At 71.7% G+C, this 25,541-nt stretch carries 14 protein-coding genes and 1 pseudogene; 3 read left to right on the top strand and 12 right to left on the bottom strand.

The window, feature by feature from the left end:
- Both leuS and JKJ07_RS19910 read right to left on the bottom strand, forming a co-directional pair.
- On the bottom strand, positions 1–2,811 hold the full coding sequence (gene leuS / locus JKJ07_RS19915) for a leucine--tRNA ligase (RefSeq protein WP_202993080.1): 2,811 nt from the start codon (positions 2,809–2,811) through the stop codon (positions 1–3).
- Between the two features lie 183 nt (positions 2,812–2,994).
- The gene (locus JKJ07_RS19910) at positions 2,995–5,865 is read right to left on the bottom strand and encodes a M36 family metallopeptidase (RefSeq protein WP_236029343.1); all 2,871 of its coding nucleotides are present in this window, start codon (positions 5,863–5,865) and stop codon (positions 2,995–2,997) included.
- Positions 5,866–6,179: 314 nt separating this feature from the next.
- Here JKJ07_RS19910 and JKJ07_RS19905 point away from each other — a divergent pair, with 314 nt between their 5' ends.
- Genes JKJ07_RS19905 through JKJ07_RS19895 form a run of 3 tightly spaced genes read left to right on the top strand, consistent with a single transcriptional unit; the run spans position 6,180 to position 10,968 of the window.
- Positions 6,180–7,229 carry an AAA family ATPase gene (locus JKJ07_RS19905; protein WP_202993079.1) on the top strand — a complete coding sequence of 350 codons (1,050 nt, stop codon included), beginning with the start codon at positions 6,180–6,182 and terminating at the stop codon, positions 7,227–7,229.
- A 2-nt stretch (positions 7,230–7,231) separates the two neighbouring features.
- Positions 7,232–8,530 carry a DUF58 domain-containing protein gene (locus JKJ07_RS19900; RefSeq protein WP_202993078.1) on the top strand — a complete coding sequence of 433 codons (1,299 nt, stop codon included), beginning with the start codon at positions 7,232–7,234 and terminating at the stop codon, positions 8,528–8,530.
- Entirely contained in the window at positions 8,527–10,968 is a 2,442-nt protein-coding gene (locus JKJ07_RS19895) for a transglutaminaseTgpA domain-containing protein (protein WP_202993077.1), read from the top strand. Before JKJ07_RS19900 ends, JKJ07_RS19895 begins: the two co-directional genes overlap by 4 nt.
- Before the next feature lie 222 nt (positions 10,969–11,190).
- On the opposite strand, the gene JKJ07_RS19890 is transcribed toward JKJ07_RS19895, so the two are convergent.
- The 10 genes and pseudogenes from JKJ07_RS19890 to JKJ07_RS19845 form a co-directional block, all read right to left on the bottom strand.
- Positions 11,191–11,580 carry an SCO2097 family morphological protein gene (locus JKJ07_RS19890; protein ID WP_202993076.1) on the bottom strand — a complete coding sequence of 130 codons (390 nt, stop codon included), beginning with the start codon at positions 11,578–11,580 and terminating at the stop codon, positions 11,191–11,193.
- A 100-nt stretch (positions 11,581–11,680) separates the two neighbouring features.
- The gene (gene dinB / locus JKJ07_RS19885) at positions 11,681–12,976 is read right to left on the bottom strand and encodes a DNA polymerase IV (RefSeq protein ID WP_202993075.1); all 1,296 of its coding nucleotides are present in this window, start codon (positions 12,974–12,976) and stop codon (positions 11,681–11,683) included.
- Between the two features lie 810 nt (positions 12,977–13,786).
- Positions 13,787–14,959 (bottom strand): alkaline phosphatase family protein, encoded by a 1,173-nt coding sequence (locus JKJ07_RS19880; RefSeq protein ID WP_438871422.1) that lies wholly within the window; start codon positions 14,957–14,959, stop codon positions 13,787–13,789.
- Positions 14,960–15,005: 46 nt separating this feature from the next.
- A complete protein-coding gene (locus JKJ07_RS19875; protein WP_202993074.1) occupies positions 15,006–15,752 on the bottom strand; it encodes a methyltransferase domain-containing protein in 747 nt (248 codons plus the stop codon).
- 20 nt (positions 15,753–15,772) lie between these two features.
- Positions 15,773–16,168, bottom strand: coding sequence for an SSI family serine proteinase inhibitor (locus JKJ07_RS19870; protein WP_202993073.1), 396 nt, complete (start codon positions 16,166–16,168; stop codon positions 15,773–15,775).
- Between the two features lie 32 nt (positions 16,169–16,200).
- Entirely contained in the window at positions 16,201–19,551 is a 3,351-nt protein-coding gene (locus JKJ07_RS19865; protein ID WP_202993072.1) for an error-prone DNA polymerase, read from the bottom strand.
- 8 nt (positions 19,552–19,559) lie between these two features.
- Entirely contained in the window at positions 19,560–21,401 is a 1,842-nt protein-coding gene (locus JKJ07_RS19860; RefSeq protein ID WP_202993325.1) for a DNA polymerase Y family protein, read from the bottom strand.
- 745 nt (positions 21,402–22,146) lie between these two features.
- A pseudogene (gene imuA', locus JKJ07_RS19855) lies at positions 22,147–22,929 on the bottom strand (DnaE2-dependent mutagenesis accessory factor ImuA'); the annotation flags it as partial.
- Positions 22,930–23,097: 168 nt separating this feature from the next.
- Positions 23,098–23,499, bottom strand: coding sequence for an SAV_6107 family HEPN domain-containing protein (locus JKJ07_RS19850; protein WP_202993324.1), 402 nt, complete (start codon positions 23,497–23,499; stop codon positions 23,098–23,100).
- 871 nt (positions 23,500–24,370) lie between these two features.
- Complete coding sequence (locus tag JKJ07_RS19845; RefSeq protein WP_202993071.1) at positions 24,371–25,486, bottom strand: NAD(P)-dependent alcohol dehydrogenase; 1,116 nt, start codon at positions 25,484–25,486, stop codon at positions 24,371–24,373.
- Between the last annotated feature and the right edge of the window lie 55 nt (positions 25,487–25,541).

Here is a 25,541-nt window from a genome sequence, read left to right as displayed (position 1 = left end):
TCAGACGACGACGCTGACCAGGCGGCCGGCGACGACGATGACCTTCTTGGGCGTGCGGCCGGCCAGCGCCTCGGCCACGGCGGCCAGCGCCTGTTCGCGTACGTCCGCCTCGGGGGCCGTGGGTGAGACCTCGACGCGGGCCTTGACCTTGCCGTTGACCTGCACCGGATACGTGATCGACTCGGCCACCAGCTGCGCCGGGTCGGCCACCGGGAAGTCGGCGTAGGCCAGCGTGCCCGCGTGCCCCAGCTTGCCCCACAGCTCCTCGGCCAGGTGCGGAGCGAACGGCGACAGCATCAGCAGCAGCGGCTCGACCGCCTCGCGCGACGCCGACGGCAGCGGGGTCAGCGTGTTGGTCAGCTCGATCAGCTTCGCGATGGCGGTGTTGAAGCGCAGCTCGTCCAGGTCCTCGCGGACGCCCTCGATGGTGCGGTGCAGCGTCTTGCGCACCGCGGGCTCCAGGGGCTCGTCCCCCACCCGTACGGCTCCGGTCTCCTCATCGACCACCAGGCGCCACACCCGCTGCAGGAAGCGCTGCGACCCCACGACCGCGCGGGTCTCCCACGGACGGGAGACGTCCAGCGGGCCCATCGCCATCTCGTAGACCCGGAACGTGTCGGCGCCGTACTGCTCGCACATCTCGTCGGGTGTGACGACGTTCTTCAGCGACTTGCCCATCTTGCCGTACTCGCGGACGACCTCCTGGCCGTCGTAGAAGTACTTGCCGTCGCGCTCGACGACCTCCTCGGCGGGCACGATGACGCCGCGGGAGTCACGGAACGCGTACGCCTGGATGTAGCCCTGGTTGAACAGGCGGCGGAACGGCTCGAACGACGAGACGTGGCCCAGGTCGTACAGGACCTTGTGCCAGAACCGGGCGTACAGCAGGTGCAGGACGGCGTGCTCGACGCCGCCGACGTACAGGTCGACACCGCCGCAGTCGCCGTCGCGCTGCGGGCCCATCCAGTACGCCTCGTTGTCCTTGTCGACCAGGGCCTTGTCGTTCTTCGGGTCCAGGTAACGCAGCTCGTACCAGCAGGAACCGGCCCACTGCGGCATGGTGTTGGTCTCGCGGGTGTACGACTTGGGGCCGTCACCCAGGTCCAGCTCGACGTTGACCCAGTCCTTCTTGCGCGACAGCGGGGTCTCGGGCTCGCTGTCCGCGTCGTCCGGGTCGAACGTGCGCGGCGAGAAGTCGTCGACGTCGGGCAGCACGACCGGCAGCATCGACTCGGGCAGCGCCACCGGCAGGCCGGTCTCGTCGTAGACGATCGGGAACGGCTCGCCCCAGTAGCGCTGCCGGCTGAACAGCCAGTCGCGCAGGCGCCACGTGGTCGCGCCCTTGCCGTGGCCCTGCTGCTCCAGCCAGGCGATCATCTCGGCCTTGGCCTCGACGACGCCCTTGCCATCCAGCCAGTCGCTGTTGATCGCCACGCCCTCGCCGGTGAACGCGCCTTCGAAGCCCTCCGGCGCCTGCACCGTACGGATGATCGGCAGCTCGAAGACCTCGGCGAACTCCCAGTCGCGGGTGTCCTGGCCGGGCACCGCCATGATCGCGCCGGTGCCGTAGCCGGCCAGCACGTAGTCGGCGATGAACACCGGCACGTCCTTGCCGTTGACCGGGTTGGTCGCGTACGCGCCGGTGAAGACGCCGGTCTTCTCCTTGCCCTCGGTGCGCTGCTCCTCGGTCTTGGCCGCGGCCTCCGCCCGGTAGGCCGCGATCGCCGCGCGCGGGGTGTCATGCTTTTGGCTCCAGGCGGCTTTTGTCCCATTCGGCCATGCCGCGGGGGTGATCTTGTCGACCAGCTCGTGCTCGGGCGCCAGCACCATGTAGGTGGCGCCGAACAGGGTGTCGGGCCGGGTGGTGAAGACGGTGATCTTGTCTGCTCCGACGGTGAAGTCGACGTGAGCGCCGCGCGACCGGCCGATCCAGTTGCGCTGCATCAGCTTGACCGGCTCCGGCCAGTCCAGCGTGTCCAGGTCCTCGACCAGGCGATCCCCGTACGCGGTGATCCGCATCATCCACTGCTTCAGGCTGCGCTTGAAGACCGGGAAGTTGCCGCGCTCGCTGCGCCCGTCCGGCGTGACCTCCTCGTTGGCCAGCACCGTGCCCAGCCCGGGGCACCAGTTGACCGGGGCCTCGCTGACGTAGGCCAGGCGGTGGTCGTCGATCAGCTGCCGGCGCTCGACCGGCGACAGCTCGGCCCAGGCCCTGCCGTCCGGCGTGGGCTTCGACCCTTCCTCGTACGCGGAGATCAGCGTGTCGATCGGGCGGGCCTTGCGCACCGCGGGGTCGAACCAGGAGTTGAAGACCTGCAGGAAGATCCACTGCGTCCACCGGTAGTACTCCGGGTCGGTGGTCGCGAACGAGCGCCGGTCGTCGTAGGCCAGGCCCAGGCGGCGCAGCTGGGTCTTGTAGCGCTCGACGTTGGCCGCCGTGGTGACCGCCGGGTGGGTGCCGGTCTGCACCGCGTACTGCTCGGCGGGCAGGCCGAAGGCGTCGAAGCCCATCGGGTGCAGCACATTGAAGCCGGCCATCCGCTTGTAGCGGGTGTAGCTGTCGGTGCCGATGTAGCCGAGCGGGTGCCCGACGTGCAGGCCCGCACCGGAGGGGTACGGGAACATGTCCTGCACGTGCAGCTTCGGCGCGCCGGCCCGCGGGTGGGCGGGGTCGGCCAGCTCGCCGGCCGGGTTGGGCGCCTGGAACGTCCCGTTCTCGGCCCAGTAGGCCTGCCAGCGCGGCTCGATCTCGTTGGCCAGCGCGGCGGTGTAACGGAACTTCGGGGTCTCTGACTCGCTCATCGTCGGCATCCGTCTTCTCGTCTAAGGGCGGCTCTGGGCATGAAAAAACCCCTCACGCAGGAGGGGTCGCCGTGCTGGGCCGCTTTTAACAGCGGAATCAGCACGGCCGGCTAAGAAGCAGGAAACGCCGAGCCATGCGTTGCATGATACCGGTCGCCACCCGTGAGCGGCGACCGGTATCAGTCTTGCTGGTTAAGCGGCCGGGCCGTAGACCGCCAGTTCGGTGCTGTCGATGAACACGCAGCCGCTGACCGTCGGCGGCTGGCCGGCCGGGCAGAGGCCCGCGTCCTGACCCTGCGTGGTCAGCATCGTGAACCGGACGAACTGGACGCCGTCGCCCGTGCCCGCGGCCAGTGCGACCGGGGTCGGGGTGACGGTGCCGTTCGGGAACGTGCCGCTCGCGGCGACGGCCCAGGTCGTGCCGTCGGCCGAGGTCTCGACGCGGTAGCCACCGGTCGAGGCGGTCTCGTCGTCACCGCAGATGGCGGACGGGTTGATCACCAGTTCGGACACGTCGACCGCGCCGGAGAGCCGGATCACGGCGTTCTGCCCGGCCTCGGTCTCGACCTCCGAGCCCCAGCCCGCGGTCTGCGACTGGTCGATCAGCTCGTTCGGCCCACACCCGTACGGGGTGTAGTCGACACCGGTGAAGCTGACGATCGAGGCGCCGCCCGAGGAGGCCGCCCAGTCCTTGCGGACCGACCAGTTCTCGGTCTTGGTGCCGGAGTTGATCGACAGCGTCTTGACGACCTGGTCGAAGCCGGCGCCGCGCGCGAACACCTTGGCGTACGTGCCCGGAATGATCCCGGAGATCGTGTACGTGCCGTCCGCGCCGGTGGTGGCCCGGTAGTCCCCGGCGAAGCCGGAGGCGTGCCCGCCGAACGCGACCGTCAGGCCGGCCACCGCGGCGCCGGTGTCCGAGTCGGTCGCCTTGCCCTTGAGGGTGCCCCTCGGCGTGTTCGCCGACGGCGGCGTCGAGAAGTCCTCGACCGGCTGCGTGTCGTCGCCGTCGATGGCGGCGGCGAAGTAGCCCATGCCCCGCTTGGCGAAGACCTTCCAGATCGTCTTGGCGTTCTTGCCCTTGTTGACGACCAGGTCGGCGGCGAGGATCGAGTTGCGCATGTCCAGGAAGGACGGGTTGGCCGGCGAGAGCTCCATGCCGCGCGTCACGATCGACTGCGCGGTCTTGCTGCCGACCGCCTGCCGCAGGTCCCACAGGGTCTGCGCCCAGATCTCCCCGTCGGCGTGCACCTCGGGGCCCCCGGCGTAGATCTTGCCGAAGTCGCCGTAGGTGAAGCCGCCGGGACCGGCGCCCGGGGTGCCCGCGCACTGCGTCGCGGTCGAGCCGACCGGGCAGTCCAGGGCCTCGTAGCGGATCGTCCCGCCCGCGGTCCAGTACTTGCCGACCAGCACCTCGCCCGGCTTGGCGGTGTCCTTCTCGAGGCCCTTGGCCACCAGGTAGTCCCAGGCGTAGAAGTCGCTCCACGCCTCACCCATCGCGCCGCCCTGGTAGTCGCTGAGCGTCGAGTTGCCGTCCGCGTCGACCACCAGGCGGTTGGACAGGCCGTGGGTGTATTCGTGGAACACCACGTCGGCCTCGTCGCCGGTGTTGGCGGCGACCGAGGCCGGCCCCGGGTTCAGCAGATACATCTGCATGACCGGCGGGATGCCGTCGGGCGGGGTGTTCATGTTGGCGTTGTCGCTGTGGTTGGGGTCGGGCAGGCCGTCCGCCGTGTTGGCGCCGTCCATCGCCTGGCCCTGCACGGCGTCGCCGTCACGCGCCTCGAAGTTGCCGGCGGCCCGGGTGAAGCCGATCGGCGAGTCCTTGAGGTGATCGTGGAAGGTGCCCAGGAACGCGAACAGCTGCACCGCGTTCTGCTTGCGGTTGGTCTGCCACGAGTTGGGCGTCTCCGGGTCCCACGAGCAGGGGTACGCGGCCGAGCAGAGGCCACCGACCTCGTCGTTGAAGTCGACGAAGGGGTAGTTCCACGAGCGCACACCGGAGGGGCCGACCTCTTCGGAGGCGTCCGGCAGGTCGTTGTCGTTGACGTCCGAGTAGACGTGCGCGACGTTGCCGCTCAGCACGCGCGCGTTGTTCGGCAGCCAGCCCTTGGCGGTCAGGTCGACCGGCTGCTGCGTGCCGCCCTTGGCCGCGCCCGGGTAGTTCTGCCACACGTCGGCCCGGTCGTTGGCGATCGTGCTCTTGCGGTAGAGCACCTCGCCGCTGGCCGCGTCGACGACGTGCACGTAGCCCTCGTCGACGGCGATCGTCTGCCAGGCCAGGCGCGGGCCCGACGCGGTCTGGAACCAGACCTGCTTGACGTTGCCGTTGTCGCTGAACGTGGTCTTGCCGCCCGCGGTCTTGGTGACCTTGGCGGTGGAGGTGCCGAACACGTCCTTGACGGCGGCGGCACGGGCGGCCGTGGCCGAGACCTTCGCGGCGCCGGCGCTCGACGGCAGCGACCGCAGCGGCGAGCCGTCGACCTGCACCAGGCGGCCGTCCTTGGCGACGTGCGCCTTCAGGCCGTTGCCGAAGACCGGCACGCCGTCGGCCACCTGCACCCAGCTGAGGTGGTGGGTGCCCTCGACGTCGACGTAGTCCTGCCGCAGCACGAGCGTCGCGATGTCGGCCGCGTCGATGCCGAACACGTCGGTGTGGGCCTTGACGTAGTCGAGCGCGATCTTGGCCGGCTTCTTGCTGCTGGGCCCGGTGAGGAAGCCGTCGAGCTTCGCCACCCGGCGCGGGGTGCCCGTCGTCCGGTCGACGTCGACGATGCCCTGCACCCCGAGCGAGTCGCGCAGGGCCTTCACCGCGTTGCCGGTGGGCGCCGGAACGACGGCGCGGCTCAGGGCGGCGGTCGGTTGCGCGGCGGCCGCGGCGGCCAGGTTCTGCCGGCTGTCGTAGTCGGCTCGGCGCTGCGACTTGCTGTCGGTCGCTCCGGTCGCGGCCCCGGGCGGCGGCGCGGCCTGTGCCTGCGCCGGCAGCAGCGATGCCAGCAGGACGATACCTGCGGCGGCCGCCCCCACCCGCCGGGTCGCGGACGGTACGGATAACGGTCTCAATTCAGCCCCTCTCGACCGGGCTCAGATGCGGCCGCGAGCAGGGCAGAACCCCCACCGGCCCGCACCTCACTTGTGTGGCCCGTCGATGGCTGATGCTCTTGAACATCGGCAAATATAACTAGAGCGATGTCTGATTCTTTACCTATCTGATACTCATGTCCGGTTGACGGTTGTCGAATCAGGCCGACGGCCGACCTCGGCGAGTTGCTGTGATCGGGCTAACCTGTGGGTGACGGGGCGGCGCGCTCAGCTTTTCGCTGCCCTTTCGCCCCGGCTGCGCAAGATTGGCGCGCACACCAACTTGGAGGAGGCCCGTGACAACCCCGACCTGGGACGAGCCCGGTGGACCTATGCCGAACGAGGACTTCCGCGCCGCCGCGCAAGCCATCATGGCCAACATCGAACAGGTCATCGAGGGCAAAAGCGCCACGGTCCGGCTCGCTCTGGCGGTCCTGCTGGCCGAGGGTCACCTGCTCATCGAGGACGTGCCCGGCGTGGGCAAGACCAAGCTGGCCAAGGCGCTCGCCCGTTCCATCGACTGCTCGGTCCGGCGCATCCAGTTCACGCCCGACCTGCTGCCCAGCGATGTGACCGGCGTCAGCGTCTACAACCAGGAGCAGCGCGACTTCGAGTTCAAGCCCGGCGCCGTGTTCGCGAACCTGGTGGTCGGCGACGAGATCAACCGCGCGTCGCCCAAGACCCAGTCCGCCCTCCTCGAATGCATGGAGGAGAGGCAGGTCACCGTCGACGGCACGACGTACGAACTGCAGGCGCCGTTCATGGTGATCGCGACGCAGAACCCGATCGAGATGGAGGGCACCTACCCCCTCCCCGAGGCGCAACGTGACCGGTTCACCGCGCGTATCGCGATGGGCTACCCCGACCCGCGGGCCGAGCTGGCCATGCTGGGCGGGCACGGCGCGCACGACCCGCTGAACGACCTGCGGGCCGTCGCCGACGCCGCCATGGTCCGCCGGCTGATCGCCACGGCCCGTGACGTGCACGCCGCCGAGGCCGTCCAGCAGTACGCGATCGCCCTGGTCACCGCGACCCGGGAGGCACCCGAGATCCGTCTCGGCGCGTCCCCCCGGTCGACGCTGCAGCTGCTGCGTACGGCGAAGGCCGTGGCGGCGCTCGAGGGCCGCGATTACGTGCTCCCGGACGACCTGCAGGCGCTGGCCGTGCCGGTGCTCGCGCACCGCATCATCCCGACGGCGGACGCGCAGCTCAACCGGCGCACAACGGACGCCATCGTGTCCGAGATCGTGCACCGGCTGCCGCTGCCGCACGACCGCAACCGCTCGCCGTACGACACCCGCAGCAACAACGCCGGCGGCAACCAGTACGAGCCTCGGGGGCGCTGACCATGCGGGAGGCCTTGCGAGGGCTGACCACCCGCGGTCGCTCGTTCCTCGCGGCGGCCGCGGCGGCGGGCATCTCCGCGATCATTCTCGGCGAGCGTGACCTGCTGCGGGTGGCGATCCTGCTCGCCGCCCTGCCGCTGCTCGCCGCGGCGTACGTGGGCCGCAGCCGCTACAAGCTGGCCTGCACCCGCTCGCTCGACCCGGGCCGCGCGCCGGTCGGGTCGAGCGCGCGGGTAATCCTGCGCCTGCAGAACATGTCGCGCCTGCCCACCGGCACCCTGCTCCTGGAGGACAGGCTGCCGTACGCGCTGGGCAGCCGCCCCCGGGTCGTGCTCGAGCGGCTCGGCTCGCACCAGGCCAGCAGCGTGGCGTACACGGTGCGGGCCGACGTGCGAGGCCGCTATCCGATCGGCCCGCTGGTGATCCGGCTGACCGACCCGTTCGGCCTGTGCGAGCTGACCCGCTCGTTCCCCAGCGTCGACAAGCTCACCGTCATCCCCCAGGTGGTCACGCTCCCCTCGGTCCGGCTCGCGGGCGAATACGCCGGCACCGGCGACAGCCGCGCCCGGTCGGTGGCCGTGCACGGCGAGGACGACGCGGCCACCCGGGAATACCGCCGCGGCGACGACCTGCGGCGCGTGCACTGGCGGTCCACCGCCCGTACGGGTGAGCTGATGGTGCGCCGCGAGGAGCAGCCCTGGGAGAGCCGGGCCACGGTCGTGCTCGACACCCGGGTCTACGCCCACCGCGGCGAGGGCCCGACGGCCAGCTTCGAGTGGGCCGTGTCGGCCGCCGCCAGCATCGCCATGCACCTGCGGCAGCAGGGCTACAAGCTGCGCCTGGTGACCGGCTCGGGCGTCGACATCGACGCCGCCGAGGCCACCGGCGAGGGCGTCATCCTCGACACCCTGGCCGACGTGAAGCTGGCCCAGAACGGCGACATCTCGGTGCTCGTCGAGCAGGTGCGCCGTCGCTCCGACGGCGGCCTGGTGATCGGCATCTTCGGCGCGCTGACCGTGCCCGAGGCCGAGCTGCTGGCCGGCCTGCGCGGCAACGGCGCCACCTGCATCGGCTTCGCCATCGACAGCTCGACCTGGGTCAACATGTCGGCCGGCGAGCGGTCGGAATCCGACCGTGAGCACTCGGCGGCCGCGCTGGCCCTGGTACACAGCGGCTGGCGCTCGGTGCCGGTCGTGCACGGGTCGACGCTGCCCGCGCTGTGGCCGGCGGCCGCGCGCGGCTCCAGCGGCTTCGCGTGGCGGGCCGCGATGGCCGAGACCGTGGGCGGGGTGATCCGATGAGCGGCCGGCGACGGCTCGGGCTCGTCGCGGCGGGGGCCACCCTGCTCGCGTCCGCGCCCATCGTCTCGATCTTCGACAGCTACACGTGGCTGATGCAGTGCCTGCTCACGGTGGGCCTGATCGCCGGGGCCGCGGTCGGCGCCCGCACGCTGCGGTTCCCCTCGTGGGCCCAGGCGCTCAGCATGATCCTGGTGCTGCTGCTCACCCTGACCTGGCTCTTCGGAAGCGGCGAGGAATTCCTGATCCCGACCCCGAGCACGTTCGGCCACTTCGCCGATCTGTTCACCCAGGCCGGGCAGGACACCAGGTCGTACGGGGTGCCTGTGCCCGACCGGGACGGCCTGCTGTTCGTCACCGTGCTCGGCATCGGCTCGGTCGCGATCGTGGTCGACCTGCTGACCGTGGTCGCGCGCCGGCCCGCCCTGGCCGGCCTGCCGATGCTGGCGATCTATTCGGTGCCGGTCGCGGTCTACGTCGACAGCGTGCCGGTGCTGCCGTTCATCATCGGGGCCTTCGGCTTCCTCTGGCTCCTGGTCAGCGACAACATCGACCGCGTACGGCGGTTCGGCCGCCGGTTCACCGGCGACGGGCGCGACGTCGACGTGTGGGAGCCGTCGCCGCTGGCCGCGGCCGGGCGCCGCCTCGGGGTCGTCGGCGTGGTCGCGGCCGTCCTGCTGCCGCTGCTCGTGCCCACGATCAACGGCGGGCTGCTGTCCCGGCTGACCCAGACCGGTTCCGGGGTCGGCGTCGGCACGGGCAACGGCACCGGCGGGCGGATCAACCTGTTCGCCTCGCTCAGCGGCCAGCTGACCCGTACGGACGTGGTCGACCTGGTGCGGCTCAAGACCGACGAGCAGACGCCCTACTACCTGCGGTTCGGCGTGGCCGACCAGCTCACCACCAACGGGTTCGGCAGCCGTACGCCCAACGGCGAGAGCGTCAACCAGGGCCTGCCCGACCCGCGCACCTCGACGGCGACCCGCAACTTCACCGAGCACCGGGCCGAGGTGCAGGTCAGCGACAGCCTGCAGCAGGGCATGCTGCCGGTCTACCAGAACACGGTGGGGGTCGACGGGCTGCAGAGCGGCTGGAACTTCGACGACAACCAGCAGGTCGTCTTCTCCAACCGCCGGTCCACCAAGGGCCTGTCATACACCTTCGACTACGTGCGGGCCCGGCCGACCGCCGCCCAGCTGCGGCAGGCCGAGCCGCTGAGCCCGGACGACCCGATCGTACGGCTCAACACGGCGCACCCGGACGACGCCGCGGTCACCGACCTGGTCAACGGGCTGGTTGCCAACAAGCGCACCGAGTACGACAAGGTGCTGGCGCTCTACGAGTACTTCTCCTCCAAGAACGGCTTCACGTATCGGCTGTCGACGCAGCCGGTCGGGGCCAGCTCCGAGATCGCGGCGTTCCTCAACACCAAGGTCGGCTACTGCCAGCAGTACGCGGCGGCGCTGGCCTGGATGGCCCGCGAGGCCGGGATCCCGGCCCGGGTGGCGTTCGGCTTCACCCGCGGCGAGCGCGAGGAGGACGGCACCTACAAGATCACCAACCGCAACGCCCACGCGTGGACCGAGGTCTACATGCGCGGCTTCGGCTGGATCCCGTTCGACGCCACCCCGGCGGCGAGCGTGACCGGCGCGGCCCGCTCGGACTACGCCCCCGACGTCGACCTGCCCACGCAGGCCCCGACGGCCACGGAGTCGCAGGCGGCGCCGGGTGCCGGCCCGTCCTCGACCGACGGGCTGGAGCGGCCCGACCGGCCCGACCTCAACGACTCGGGCGCGGTCGGCACGATCGACGACGGCACCACGGGCGGCATCTCCGGCACGGCCGTGCTGATCATCGGCCTGGCCGCCCTGTTGCTGGCGTTGCTGCTGGTGCCGATGCTGCGCCGGGTGCTGCTGCGACGGCACCGGCACGCGGCCACGGTGCCCAAGGATCCGAAGGTGACCACGCTGAGCGGCCCGTCCGACCTCGTGGTCACGTCCGACACCGTGCAGGCCCGAGCCGACGCGCACGCCGCGTGGGACGAGCTGATGGACACGATGGTCGACTTCCGGATCCCGATCGACCCGACCGAGACGCCCCGGGTCACGGCCCAGCGGCTGGTCCGGGACGCCGTGCTGCTCGAGGAGCCCGCCTCGGCGGCGACGCTGCTCGGGTCGGCGGAGGAGCGGGCCCGCTATGCGCGCAAGCCGCTGCAGGGTGGCGAGCTGACTACGGCGCTGCACCAGGTGCGCAAGGGGCTGGCGCGGTCGGCCACCCGGCGTACGCGGATCACTGCGGTGCTGCTGCCGCCGTCGGTGCTGATGCGGTGGCGGCTGGGGATCGCCGAGGGGTCGGCTCGGCTCGTCGGGGCCAGTGGCCGGCTGCGGGACGCCATGGTCAAGTTCAGTCCGCGGCGGTTGCTTCCGCACAAGAGCCGCTGACGGTTCCCCCCGTACGACGAAGTGCCGCTCCCCTTGGTGGGGGGCGGCACTTTTGCTGGGGCTGCGCCTTGCTTGGGCTGCCCCTTGGGCGCTTTGTGGCGCTTTCTGGCGCACAGGAAAGACCGATGGCGGCCTCGGTGGCCGCCATCGTCGGTGGTCTGTCTCCAGGTTGTGCCGAGATCCGCGGCTGCCGTCGCCGTCAGCCGCGGGTCTGCGGGACCGTCAGCGATGACCCTCGGGACGCTGACGCCAGCGGTCCTCCAGCCGGTCGATGAAACCGGACTTGCGGGTCTGGCGGGTGCGCCGCGTGGCGGTGCCGCCCACGGCGTGCAGGTCGGTCGGGGCCGAGCTCTTGCGGCGGGACTGCATCGCGAAAGCGGCGGAACCCAGCATGACCACGAAGCCCGCCACGCCCAGCGGCGTGTTGCTGCTGACCGTGCCATAGACGACCAGCGCTAGGCCAAGGACGATGACGAACGCGGCGACCAGCAGCCGGCGCCGTGCGTGAAAACGCGGGTCGCTGGCCCGCACAGCCGAGGCGAACTTAGGATCCTCGGCAAGCGACCGCTCGATCTGATCGAACAGCCGCTGCTCGTGCTCCGAGAGCGGCACGGCATTCCTCCCCGGGCGCAAATCCAACCCCCCAGGCGGGGTCGGGGTGTCACTAAGGTAAGTGGCGCGGGACAGCCGTCGGCTGCCTTACCGAGCAAGTCTACGAGGGGGTTGGCGGGTCGGAAAGCGGGACGACCGTCGAGTGCGGGTGATTTTCGGTTCTTCGTAGATCGCTTCGTCCCAAAAGACTGGCCGGACCGACGCTGGCTCGACCGAAACGGGCGATTACTGCATCCTTGGCCGCTTCGGCCTCGCGCCAGCCATGCTCGGGTTCACCCAGGCTGAGCTGCCGCGATGTGGTGGCGGCGGGAGTCAGCCCCTCGACCCGCACGCCGACGAGGCGGATGTGGTCGCTCGCCCCGAGGGCGGTGAACAGCGACCAGGAGATCTCAAAAATCTCATGGGACACATCGGTGCTCGTGGGCATCGTGCGTGACCGGTTGACCGTGCGGAAGTCGGCCAGCCGCACCTTGATCGCCACCGTGCGCCCGACGAAGCCGCTCCCCCGCAGCCGGGCGCCCACCTTGTCGGCCAGCGCGAGCATGCTCTTGCGCAGCACCTCGGGATCGGCCACGTCGACGTCGAAGGTCATCTCGGCGCCGATCGACTTCTCCTCCCGCTCGGGACTGACCCGCCGCGGATCGCGCCCCCACGAGAGCTCGTGCAGGTGAACGGCGGCGGCGTCACCCAGGGCGCCACGCAGCATGCCGGCCGGGGCGTGCGCGATCTCGCCGACCGTGGTCAGGCCGAGCCGGCGCAGGGTCTCGGCCGCCCGCTCGCCGACTCCCCACAGCGCGTCAACCGGCAGCGGATGCAGAAAATCGAGCACGAGACCGCCCGGAACGACGATCAGGCCGTCGGGCTTGGCCCGGGTGGACCCGAGCTTGGCCACGAACTTGGTCGGCGCGACCCCTACCGAACAGGTCAGCCGCTGCTCCTCCTGCATGCGGCGCCGGATCAGCCGGGCGATCTCGACGGGCCGGCCGAGCAGCCGCTGAGCACCCGCCACGTCGAGAAAGGCCTCGTCGGACGAGAGCGGCTCGACCAGCGGGGTGACGTCACGGAAGATCGCCATGACGGCCTCGGAGGCCTCGGCGATGGCCGGGCCGTCGACGGGCAGGAAGATGCCCCGCGGGCAGAGCGCACGAGCCCGGGCGGTCGGCATGGCACTACGCACCCCGAACCGGCGGGCCTCATAACTGGCCGAGCTGACCACACCGCGCGGCCCGACCCCGCCGACAATCACCGGCTTGCCCCGAAGATCGGGCCGGGAGCGGACGGCCACCGAGGCGAAGAAGGCATCCATGTCGACGTGCAGAATCGTGCAGCCCGCGTCGTCGGCGTCCGGCCCGAAACGCGGGTCACGGCCCTTCGGCACCGCCTGGCTACGTCCCACGATCAGAGGCTAGCCCGACCCTCTGACAAGATCGGCCAGCCATATCGAGGTCATGGACATTTGCCGCAAATCTCCGGCCGGGGTCGACCTCGTGCAGACACCGCCGGAGCCTGTGAGGGGTCGGCTTTCTGCGGCCACTGCGCTTGGTCGTTGGCAAAGAGCGGCTTTCCAGGCGTGCGGGCGGGTGGTCAGGCTCCCTGCCGCCGCTGACGCCGGGCGCGTTGCCGGGCTATGTCGGCGGCCTGCCATCGCGCAACCGGCTGCTGCGGCCGGTTGCGGTTGGTCGGTGGCGAAGAGCGGCCGCCCAGGCGGTGGGCGTCGTGGTCAGGCTCCCTGCCGCCACTCACGCCGGGCGACATCGGCTACCCGCCGTTGCGCAACCGGCTACTGCGGCCGGTGCGGCTGGTCGGTGCGTAAGAGCGGCTTCCCAGGCGTGCCGGCGGGTGGTCAGGCTCCCTGCCGCCGCTCACGCCGGGCGCGTTGCCGGGCTACGTCGGCGGCCTGCCGTTGTGCGATTGGCTGCTGCGGCCGGTTTCGCTCGAGACGACGCCCGCCGCAACCGGCGGCACTCAGCCTGACCACGACGCCCACCGCCTGGGAAGCCGCTTTTGCCGCCAACCAACCGCGAGTGGCCGCGGATAGCTCAACCCTCCAGCAAGATCGTCCGAATATTCGGGCATTAACGACATTAGCCACAAATTACCTGTACGGCCATCCCAAGCCCCCACCCGCCTCGGGGAGATGGGTGGGGAGACTACCGGGTTGTCAAGGCGGTGGGTGGGTTGTCCACAATGGCGGGCTGTCCACAGGTCAGGTGGCGATCAACAGCGGAACCTGCATCTCGGCTGCGGTTACTGAGGCGTGGTAGGCGATCAAGCGGCCCACCGGAGGTGGTTCCCAGCCACCCGCCACGGCGATCGTGCGGCCCTGGCAGATGACCACTACCTCGCCGATGCGGTCGCGGTGATCGTCCGGCACCGGGCCGAACCAGCCGGCGGCGATCGCTTCCTCGCGGGGCAGCACCCACGCCTGGTCGCCGAAGACGCCGCGCCAGGTGGCCACCACGTCGTCGAGGGCGCCGGGCGACGTGTAGAGGTAGCGGACCCGCGGCTCTCCCGCCACGCCGGTCACGCCGGCGCGGAGGTCCGGGATGTCGGCCATGTCGATACGGGCGTCGGCGGGGACGTTGAGCTGGCCGTGGTCGGCGATCACCAGCAGGGCCGAGTGGGGTGGCAGCGCGTGCACGATGCGGTCGATCAGGGCCTCGACGCCGCGGGCGGCTTCGCGCCAGGACGGGGAGTCGACACCGTCCTCGTGGCCCTTCTTGTCGAGGTCGGGGTGGTAGCCGTAGACCAAGGCGGGCCCGGGAGCGGCGGACAGGGCGGCGATCATGTCGGCCGCGAGGTCGTTCTGGCTGAGGAAGCGGGCGCCGCCGTAGGCGGAGACGGTCAGGCCGCTGCCCTCGAACTCCGGCCGGACGACGGCGGTCGCGGCCACCCCGGCCGCGGCGGCGGTGGTGAAGCGGGTCGGCGCCGGCTGCCAGGCCGCCGGGTCGGGGTCGTGTTTCCAGTGCACGTGGTTGAGCGTGCGCCCGTCGGGCCGCCGTACGGTGAAGCCGAGGACGCCGTGCACGCCGGGTGGCACCCCCGTGCCCACGGTGACCAGGCTGGTCGGGGTGGTCGAGGGAAACCCGGCGGTCAGTGTGCGCCCCTTCGTGGCCAGGTCGGCGACCGTGGGGGCGTACGGGGAAAGCACCGGGATCTGATGCGCGCCGAGCCCGTCGACCAGCAGCACGCCGATGCGGGTCACGCCGTCGAGGCGGTCGCGCAGGCCCAGCGTGTCGGCTGCGCCGGGGACGCCGAGGACGGCGCACACGCTGGGCAGGACGTCGGCCAGGCTGTTCGAGCCGTACGCGGGCCGCACCGGCTCGAACGCGGCGGCGGGCAGATGGTCGGCGGGCACCACGAGCGGCTCGGTGGTCACAGCCGCTATCCGATCACGCCGTCCGCGCGGCCGCGACCGGAAAACGTCACGGCTTGCGGGCGAACAAGTGCAGCTGGGAGGCGATGTCACGGAACGGCGGGCGGGACGACAGCTCGAGCTCCAGGTCGAGCAGCGCCTGCGGATCCTCCTCGACGACGGCCGCCGGCAAAAGATCGGCCAGGACCCGTACGCCGTGGGTCTGCTCGACGGTCAGCCCGGCCACCTCGAGCAGCGTCGCCGCGCCCTCCGCGTCGTAGCGCCGCCGCAGGGTGTCGCGCGCGCCGGCCCGGCCCTCGGGGTCGGCCGCGACCGCCGTGGCCGACCGCAGCTGCCCGTTGATCGCGCGGCCCAGCACGGCCGCGGCCCGGCTCGCCACCAGCACGCTGGCCGCGCCGCCGGGGCGCAGCGCGGCGGCGATGGCGGCGACCACGCCGGCCGGGTCGTCGACGACCTCGAGCACGGCGTGGCAGAGGATCAGGTCGGCGCTCGCCGGCTCGACCAGGCCGGCCAGCGCGTCGCCGTCGCCCTGCACGGCCCGCACCCGGTCGGCGACCCCGGCGTCGGCGGCGCGGCGGGTCAGCGCGGCCAGCGCGTCGGGGCTGGCGTCGACGACGGTGACGGTGTGTCCCGCCTCGGCCAGCGGCACGGCGAACCCGCCGGTGCCGCCGCCGACGTCCAGGACGGTCAGCTCGCGGCCGGCGTGCCGTTCCAGCTCGCGCCGCAGCACGGCCCAGACGGCGGCGGTGCGGGCGGAGACGAGCGGGCGCGCTGTCCGTGTCGATGCGATTTCCACACGGGCAGCGTAACGGCCGTTCAGAACCGGAACAGCACTCCCGTGGCGCGGCGCATCTCGCAGGTGTTGCCGAAGCGGTGCTGCCAGCTCACCTCGCGCCCCTGCCAGGTGCCGCTGAGCGTGGCTGTGACCGGCTTGTAGAGCAGGATGCAGGCGCCGGTGCCGGGCTTGATCCGGTCCGGGTCGGCGCCGGTGGCGGCCAGGGTGGCGCAGGCCTGCGCGGGCAGCGGGTGGCCGCCGCCGGGCGGGTCGCAGGTCAGCTTGACCGCCATCGCGAACCCGGCGTCGGCGACGTAACTCAGCGTGAGCTCCTGCTGGGCGCCCGGGCGCGGCGGACCGCCGTACGTGGGCTTGGGGTCGGGGAGGGGGCCGAGGACGGCGGTGACGGCGACTGCGGCGAGAGCGACGGGGAGCATGTCGTTAACGGTACAAAATAGGGCAACTCGAATCAGCGGAAGTCCCGGGAGCTCGGCGAGACCGGCGGGGTGACCGCCTCGAGCCGGTCGGCCACCAGGTTGAGCACGGCCCCCTCGGCGGCCTTCTCGAGGCGTCCGCGCACGATCAGGGCCGTGCTGGTGCGGGCGACCCGCCGATAGCGCTGCCACAGCCCGGGTGAGCAGGTCACGTTGAGCATCCCGGTCTCGTCCTCGAGGTTGATGAACGTGACCCCGCCCGCGGTCGCCGGTCGCTGCCGGTGCGTGACGATCCCGCCGACCCGGATGCGGGTGCCCGCCTCGACCCGGCCCAGCCGGTTGATCGGGATCGCGCCCGCCCGGTCGAGGTCGGCCCGGATGAACTGGGCCGGGTGCGAGTCGGGTGACAGGCCGGTGGCCCACACGTCGGCGACCAGCTCGTCGACCTCGCTCATGCCGGGCAGCATCGGCGCGTCGGTGCCGGTCACCGTGCCGGGCAGGCGGTCGGGGCGGTCCTGCGCGGCGGCCCCGGCGGCCCACAACGCCTCACGCCGGGTCAGGCCGAAACCCGCGAAAGCGTCGGCGGTCGCCAGCGCCTCCAGGTGAGCGGTGGAGCAGCCGGTCCGCCGGGCCAGATCGGTCATTCCCCCGTACGGGCCGTGGGCGCGCCGCTCCTCCTCGATGCGCTCGGCCAGGCCCTCACCCAGCGAGCGGATGCTGCCCAGCCCCTGCCGCACGGCCGGCCCGCCCAGCCCCCACGCATGCGGCGGCTCTCCTTTCAACGCTCCCCAGCGGGTCTGGGGCATCGATTCCAGCGTGGCCTGCGCGTTGCTCAGGTTGATGTCGGGCCGGCGCACCTCGACCCCGTGCCGGCGGGCATCGTCGACCAATGACTGCGGCGAATAGAACCCCATCGGCTGGGCGTTGAGCAGCGCCGCGCAGAAGGCGGCCGGGTGATAGCGCTTCAGCCACGCGCTGGCGTAGACGAGATAGGCGAAGCTCATCGAATGGCTCTCCGGGAAGCCGTAGTTGGCGAAGGCGGAAAGCTTCACGAACAGGTCGTCGGCCAGCTCGCCGGTGATGCCGTTGCCGGCCATCCCCTCGTACAGGCGCTTCTTGATTTTCTCCATTTTCTCGATCGACCTTTTCGAGCCCATGGCCCGGCGCAGCTGATCGGCCTCGGCCGGGTCGAAGCCGGCCACGTCGATCGCCAGCTGCATGAGTTGTTCCTGGAAGAGCGGCACGCCGAGCGTCTTCTCGAGGGCGTTGCGCATCAGCGGATGCGGATAGGTGACTTCTTCCAGACCGTTCTTGCGCCGGATGAACGGGTGCACCGAGCCGCCCTGGATCGGGCCGGGGCGAATCAGCGCCACCTCGACCACCAGGTCGTAGAACTCGCGCGGTTTGAGGCGGGGCAGGGTCGCCATCTGGGCCCGGCTCTCGACCTGGAAAACGCCCACCGAGTCGGCCCGGCGGAGCATTTCGTAGACCTCGTCGTCGGTCAGGTCCATGGTGGAGATGTCCAGATCAGATTCGATCATCTCGTACGCGTACCGCAGCGCCGACAGCATGCCCAGCCCCAGCAGGTCGAACTTGACCAGCTCGATCGCCGCGCAGTCGTCCTTGTCCCACTGCAGCACCGTGCGGCCCGGCATGCGGCCCCACTCGACCGGGCACACCTCGATGATCGGGCGGTCGCAGATCACCATGCCGCCCGAGTGGATGCCCAGGTGGCGGGGGAAATCCTGCACCTGGTTGGCGAACTCGACGACCTGCGGCGGGATGTCCTCGACGTCGACCGTGGCCACGCTCCCCCACCGGTCGATCTGCTTGCTCCACGCGTCCTGCTGGCCCGGCGAGAAGCCGAACGCCTTGGCCATGTCCCGCACCGCCGACCGCGGCCGGTACGAGATGACGTTCGCGACCTGGGCCGTGTGCTCGCGGCCGTACTTGCGGTAGACGTGCTGGATGACCTCCTCGCGCCGGTCCGACTCGATGTCGACGTCGATGTCGGGCGGGCCGTCGCGCTCCGGGGCCAGGAACCGCTCGAACAGCAGGTTGTGGGCGACGGCGTCCACATTGGTTATCCGTAGCGCGTAGCAGACCGCCGAGTTGGCCGCGCTGCCCCGGCCCTGGGCGTAGATCCTGTTGTCCCGGCAGAACTTGACGATGTCGTACACGACCAGGAAGTAGCCCGGGAAACCGAGCTCCTCGATCATCCCCAGCTCGTACTCGATCTGCTGGTACGCCTTGGGGTGCGCCGCGGGCGGGCCGTAGCGGTCGAGGGCACCCCGCATGGTCAGCTCGCGCAGCCAGCTCATCTCGTTGTGTCCCGGTTCCGGGATCGGGAAATCGGGCAACTTGGGCGCGACCAGGTCGATGTCGAACGCGAGGCCCTCGCCGAACATCGCGGCCGCCTCGACCGCGCCCGGATAGGCGGCGAACCGGCGGGCCATCTCGTCGCCGCTGCGCAGGTGGGCGGCGCCGGCCGCGGGCAGCCAGCCGTCGATCTCGTCGAGCCCGCGGCGCGACCGCACGGCGGCCAGGGCGGTGGCCAGCCGGCGCCGGGCCGGGGTCGCGTAGTGCACGTTGTTGGTGGCCACGACCTCCAGGCGGCGGCTCTTGGCCAGCGCGAACAGGATGTCGTTGCGATCATCGTCGTACGGGTCGCCGTGCGAGGTCAGCTCGACGGCCACGTTGGGCCGGCCGAACAGGGAGACCAGCCGATCGAGCTCGTACGCGGCGGCCTCCACCCCCTCGGTGGCCAGCGCGAGCGGCACCGGGCCCTTGCGGCAGCCGGTGAGGATCAGCACGTGGTCGCGCAGGTCGGCCGCGATGTCCTCCAGCTCCCCGTATTCGGGTTTGCCTTTCTCCCCGCCGGCGAGCTGGCCGCGGGACAGGGTGGTGGCCAGCCGCGCGTACCCCTCGTGCCCGTGGGCCAGGGCCAGCAGGTGGCGGCCCTCCGGATCGGCCTCGCCGTTCTGCGGCTTCGTCAGATCGAGGGAGAGCTCGGCGCCGAAGATCGTGGGCAGGCCCAGCTCGCGGGCGGCCTGCGAGAAACGGACCACGCCGTAGAAGCCGTCGTGGTCGGTGACGGCCAGCCCGTTCAGGCCCAGGCGGGCGGCCTCCTCGGCGAGCTCCTCGGGGTGGCTGGCGCCGTCGAGGAAGCTGAAATTCGTGTGGCAGTGGAGTTCCGCGTACGGGGTGTGGCTCTCCCGCCGGATCAGGGCCGGCGCCTCGTACGCCTGCCGTTTGCGCGACCACGCGGGCGAGTCGCCGCCGTCCCCGTCGACGGCCAGCGGGTCGACGACGTACTCCTCCTGCTTCTTGCTGGAGAGCGTCTTCTCGAGATCCGACCACGAGATCTTGGGGTTATGAAAGCCCACGGGAGCTCCTAGTCATAGATCGCCTCGATGGCCCAGTGCCCGCCGGACAGGCCGAGCAGGAACGCGCGCCCGTCCTCGAGCACCACTTGGAAACGGGCCCGCCGGCGCGACTCGTTCGCGTCCCACCAGCGCTCGTCCACCGGCCAGGGACCGGCCCAGCCCGTGATGGGCACCGGGCGGGCGCGCTCGATGATCAGGGCCGCCGGGCTGCCGGTGAGCTCGAGGCGAGCGCTGACTCCTACCGGGTCGCCTTGGTCGTCGAGCACCACCGCGGGTAGCGCTCGTACTGGCACGATGGCGGGCGCGGGTTTGGGCAGCTTTCCTGGCCAGGGTGGCTCTTTTTGCTGCTTTTTCCGGCCCTTCCCGGCGTTCACCCGCTCCTGGGCCGCGTCCACTCCTGCCTCTTTATCCGCTTTTCCCTCCCCTGGGGCGCATTCGGACATTTCGCCCATCGGGTCCCGCTCCCGCGTCGGCTGGCCGCCCGTCACCAACCCGAGCACCGGGCGGCGGGGGCGCGCGTCGACGGCGGGGCCAGGCTCATCCCGTACGGGAAATGGGGTCTCCGGGGAAGGCAGGGCGAGCTCGGGCTGGATGTGGTGGGACAGCACGGGAACGGTTTTGATGCCGGGGATCGGGTCGGTGTGCGGGGCCGCGGGCCGGTGCGGGGCACGCTCGTCACCCCACGGGACCAGGCGGATCTGGTCGTCGGCGTTGCGGCCGCCGCCCAGCACGGGAGTGACCACCGACTCGGGGCCGAGCAGGCCCTGCACCCGGCTGAACGCGCGATGCGCCCGCTCCCGGTCGGCCCCGGCGTCGCCCCACAGGCCCGGCTGCAGTCCGAGATGGACGAGCACGCCGTCGGGGATCAGGCGCAGCCGCACCAGGCCGGCGGTCGGACGGGCCGGGGCGCCGCGACGGGCGCCGGTCAGCCAGCCGTCGAGCTGCCAGCGAACCCGTTCGGCGATGGCGGCCGAGGTCAGCGTGCCGTCGTGCCGCCACACCCGGTGCAGCTCCTGGCCGTTCGCGGTGACCGCCTCGATGCCCAGGCGGGTGCAAGCCAGCCCGTACGCGGCGAGTTTGTCGTGCAGCCGCTCGGCCAGCGCGCGCCCGGCGAACGCGGCCACATCCACCCGTTCCAGCGGCTCGTCGTACGTCTCGGACACCTCCAGATCGGGCGGCGGCCGGCGCACCGCGAGCGGCCGATGATCGAACCCGGCCGCGAGCCGGTGCGCCAACGCCCCGTCGAAGCCGAACCGGGTCAGCACGTCCCCCGCCGGCAGCGCCGCGAACTCGCCCAGCGTCTTGAGCCCGAGCCGCTTGAGCAGGTCGGTCAGCTCGGGCCGTTCGATCGCCTCGATCGGCTGCGCCCGAAGGAAAGCGGCCGTCTCACCGGGCTCGATCACCCGCCCGGCGCGGGCCGCGAGCCCCGCCGCGAACACCCCCTCGGCGATGCCGACCTGACTCTCCACCTCGCACGACTCGGCAACCTGCTCGACAAGCCGCTCGGCCGCGGCCTCCTCCCCACCGAAGTAGCGCGACGGCCCACGGGCGGCGACCGCACACGCCCCCGGCCGGATCACCTCGACCCCCGCCGCCACCTCCTCGACGGCCGCCACGACCGGCTCGAACGCCCGCGCATCCCGCCCCGGATCATGCTCGACCGCCTCGACCTGCGGGCATCGGCTCTGCGCCTCCCGCCGCCGCAAACCCCGCCGTACGCCCTCCCGCCGGGCCGCCTCCGAACACGCGATCACCCGATTGCCGTGCAACACAATGACCGGTTTCGCAGCAGACACCCCAAGCACGATCTCGGCCGCCATAACCGGCCAATCAGGACACCAGAGCAACATGGTCCGCGCCCCGACAGTGCCCGCCACAACCCGGCTGCCCGCCTCCTTGGTCCCCACGTCACATCACAGCCGTCACTCGGTGGTCGCTCTTCTTCCCCCGAAGAGCCACCACCCGCCCGTCCCCAGCCTCTACTTCCGCTTCCTCCTCGCCACCCGCTTCCCTCCCGGGCCGCTCTCCAGCGCGCTTCCGCTTCCCCGCCGGGGCCTCCCTCGCGGCTCCCTCTCCAACGCGCCTCTGCATCCCCGCGCTCTCCCCTGCCTCGGCCTCCCCTGCGGCGTGCCCTTTCCCTCCCGCACACCTCTCTCCTCCAGCGCGCCCCTCTCCTCCGATGTAGAGCTCCGTTTCAGCTCCCCTCGGTTCGCTTTGCTCGGGTGGAGGCACCAGAGACAGCCGGGGCGAATGGGCAGCGCTCGCAGCGGAGGACGGCTTCGGGACGGCGGGCGAGGTGACGGCGACCGTAGCCGGGAACGGCCTCGCAGCAGTGGGTGAGGGCGTGGCGCCTATAGCGGCGGACGGCTTCGGGGCGGTGGCGTTCGCAGCGGGGGACGGCTTCGGGACGGCGGACGAGGTAACGGCGACCGCGGCTGGAAACGACCTCACAGCAGCGGGTGACGGCGTAACGGCCGCAGCCGGGGACGGCTTCGGGACGGCGGGCAAGGGAGTGGCGGCCGCAGCCGGGAACGGCTTCACAGAGGCAGGTGACGGCGTGGCGGGCGTATCCGGGGACGGCCTCGTAGCAGCGGGTGAGGGCGTGGTGGTCGCGGCCGGGGATGGTTTTGGGGTGGTGGGTGAGGGGACGGCGGTGAGGTGCGGGCGGGGCTGACGGTCCAGGGTGGAGTCAGTTTGGCCGGGGGCCGGGGGCAGTGGCAGGCGGCGGATCGTGACGCCCGGCATCCACATGGTGATCTCTTTGGGGCGGGCCGCCGCGCCGCGGCCGCGGGCCAGTACTCGTACTTCTCGGCGGCGTAGGCGGCCGTGGCCCTCGTCGAGGCCTTCCCAGCGGGCCTCGAGGACGCTCAGGGTCACGTCGGCGCCGGACCAGTCCCCGTACGGGACCAGCACGCTGCCCCGCTGGCGGGCCCGGGCCACCAGGCGGGAGGCGATCGAGGCGGAGACGCCGCCGGGGACGGCCAGCACTATGACGTCCACGCCGTCGATCAGGGCGGCGACGACGGTCGGCCATTCCGGTCCGGGGTCGGGCACCAGCGCCAGCCGGTCGAGGGCGATGCCGCTCTCGGCGGCGGCTGTCGCACCCAGCGAGGGCACGCCGACCACGGCACACCACGAGCCCGTACGGGAGGCCTCGGCCAGCAACGCCAGCACCAGGGACGTCCCGCCCGCGGCGGTGGCGGACCGGCCCGCGGCCACCGCGACCGTGCTGCCCCGGCGCAGTCCGCGCCCGGGCAGCAGCGCACTCAACTCGGGCGCGACCGGCAACGTCCGGTCGACACCCGACGTCTCGGTCTCACCCGCCGCCCGAACCAGTTCAGCAAGGGCGGCCGCACCGCTGATCATGCGTCCCGCCATGTGTTGCCTCACTCTTGGTACCAGTTCTTCCGGCCTCGCTCGTCACTGCGGCCAACGGGCATGACTGTTCAGCGGCCTCTCGAAAGAGGTCGCCGAGCAGCGGGGAAGAACCGCCCGGAAGCATCCGGGTCACAACAATCGCCGAGGGCCGGCTCCGGCCGGCTTCGGTCAGGCGGCCAGCGGGGGCTGATAGGTCAGGCCCAGCGAGGACTCGACCACGGCCACGAACTGTTCGGCGGCTCGCAGCAGGTCGTCGGCCTCACGGGGGCTCACGACGCGCGGGATGCCGGCCTCGGCCGCCGCGCGTTTGGAGGCGCCGAGGGCGAAATAGTTGGCCCACTCGCCGAAGTCGGGCGCGACCAGCACCAGCAGCGACCAGACGCTGGTCACCTTGCTGCGGCGGCTGGCCGGCGCGGGCCGGGCCCGGGCCGCGAGCACGGCCGCCGCGGCTCGCAGGGCGGCCAGGTGAGCCGTCGCGTAACGAATGCCGTCAGGCTGCGTGCGCGCCGCCTCGGCCAGTCCGTCGCGGGCGATGGCCAGCAGCTGCGCGGGGGTGCGCTGCGGAAGCATGTGAGCGGGAACGGTGGGGGCGTCGGCCCGGGCGGCCGCCGTCGGCGCGTGCGCCAGACCGGGCACGGTCAGCCCGGAAACATCCACACCGGACGAACCCCGCCGAGAAGCCCCAGCGGAAGAACCGGGCGCAGCGGCCTGACGAAGTGCAGCCGAACCGGGCGCAGTGGCCTGGCGGGGCGCGGCCGGACCTGACGTGGTGGCTTGGGGGTGTGCGGCCGGGCCGGAGGGGTCCTGGCGGGCCGGCGGCGTGGCTGCGGCGGCCGGTGTCGGATCGGGCGCGGGCTGGCGGGGGACGACCCAGCCGGAGGCGCGGGCCATGACCGAACCGGAGGGCTCCTCATGGGCTGCGCGGGATGTCCGCGCGCCGGTGAAGGCCGACGGGTCGATGAGAGCCGGCTGAGCTGCCGGCCGGCCGGTATGGGCCAGGTCGGGAGCCGGCAAAAGGCTTGGCGCCGTGTGGCTCGCCATGTGTCTCTCCTCGCGTGTCTCGCATCCGACGTGCCGGGTCGAACCGAGGCGCTGCGGAGAGGAAGGAGCAGCAGCCCCGTGGTGGTGACCGGCCGGGTGTGAAGCTTCCCCACACCACACCCGGCCGGACCTGCCGGCGGGTCCGTCGCCCGCCACCCGGGGGTCGGGGGCAGCGGACGACGGTCCTGCCTTGTCTGAAGGCCCCGGACCCGCGAATGCCCGGAACCTCATGCGCGGCACTTCGCGGGTGCCGCACTGTGGGAGCCGCGCCGCGAAACACGGCCCCCGGTGTCAGCTCGGACGTTCGAGTAGTTCGAACACCCGTTCTAACTACGGAGAAGACTAGCACTGACGTACGACAAAAATGCAAGACGACGAGAGTGAGCCGAGCCGGAAGAGTTCACACTGTGATGACGACCTTGGCCCGTACGTGCTCGGTCTCCATGTAACGGACGGCCTCGGGCACCTCGGCCAGCGGATATGTGCGGTCGATCACCGAAGTGACCCGGCCCGCCTCGACGAGCTCGCGCAGCCCCGCCAGCAGCGCACGGCTGGGCGGCACCGACAGCACGACCATCCGCAGCCGGCTGAACCGCGCCGCTAGCTGCGCCCCGATGATCAGCTTCATGGGCCCGACCAGCGTGGGCCGACCGCTGAAGGTGCCGCCGCCGGAGAGCACCAGCGTGCCGCCCGGGGCCAGCACCCGCCGCAGATCCCGCAACGACCGATTGCCCACGAGGTCGAACACCACGTCGTAGGGAGCAGAGGAGGGGGAAGCGGTCGTGGAGGAAGCGGAGGAGGGGCCGGCCGTGGAGGCGGAGGAGGAGGGAACGGTCGTGGAGGAAGCGGAGGAGGGAGCGGCCGTGGGGGCGGAGGAGGAGGGAGCGGCCGTAGGGGCGGAGGCCTGCGCGAAGTCTTGGGACTTGTAGTCGATGACCTCGTCGGCGCCCAGGGAGCGGACCAGGTCGACGTTGCGGGTGCTGCAGACCGCGGTCACGTGGGCGCCCAGGGCCTTCGCGATCTGGACGGCGTACGTGCCCACCCCGCCGGAGGCGCCGTTGATCAGCACTCGGCTGCCGGGGCGTACGCGGCCCACGTCGCGCAGGCCCATCAGCGCCGTGCTGCCGGCCAGGGGCAGGGCCGCGGCCTCGGCGAAGCTGATTCCGGCCGGCTTGAACTCGATCGTCGTGGCCGGGGCGCACACCCGGGACGCGAATGCCCCGTGCGCGTCGCCCAGGTCGCCGAAGACCTCGTCGCCGGGCTGGAAACGGTCGACGCCGGCGCCGACCGCCTCGACCGTACCGGCGAAGTCTGTGCCCCGGATCCGGGTGCGCGGCCGCCGTGCGCCCATCATCGTGAGCCGGGCCAGATAGGGGTCGCCGCGCAGCATGTGCCAGTCGCGGGCGTTGATCGAGGCCGCCCGCACCCGGACGAGGACCGTCCCCGGCTCGCAGACCGGCGGTTCGATCTCGGTGAGCGCCATGACGCCGTACTTCTCTTGCGTGATCGCCTTCATGCCCCGATCGTCGGCCGCACCGGGGGCCGGAATCATCCCACCGCGGGACAGCGCG

The organism is Paractinoplanes lichenicola (genome assembly GCF_016785085.1).
GTDB lineage: Bacteria > Actinomycetota > Actinomycetes > Mycobacteriales > Micromonosporaceae > Actinoplanes > Actinoplanes lichenicola.
The sequence above is the reverse complement of the archived record's forward strand: the minus strand, read 5'-3'. Positions and strand labels throughout refer to the sequence as shown.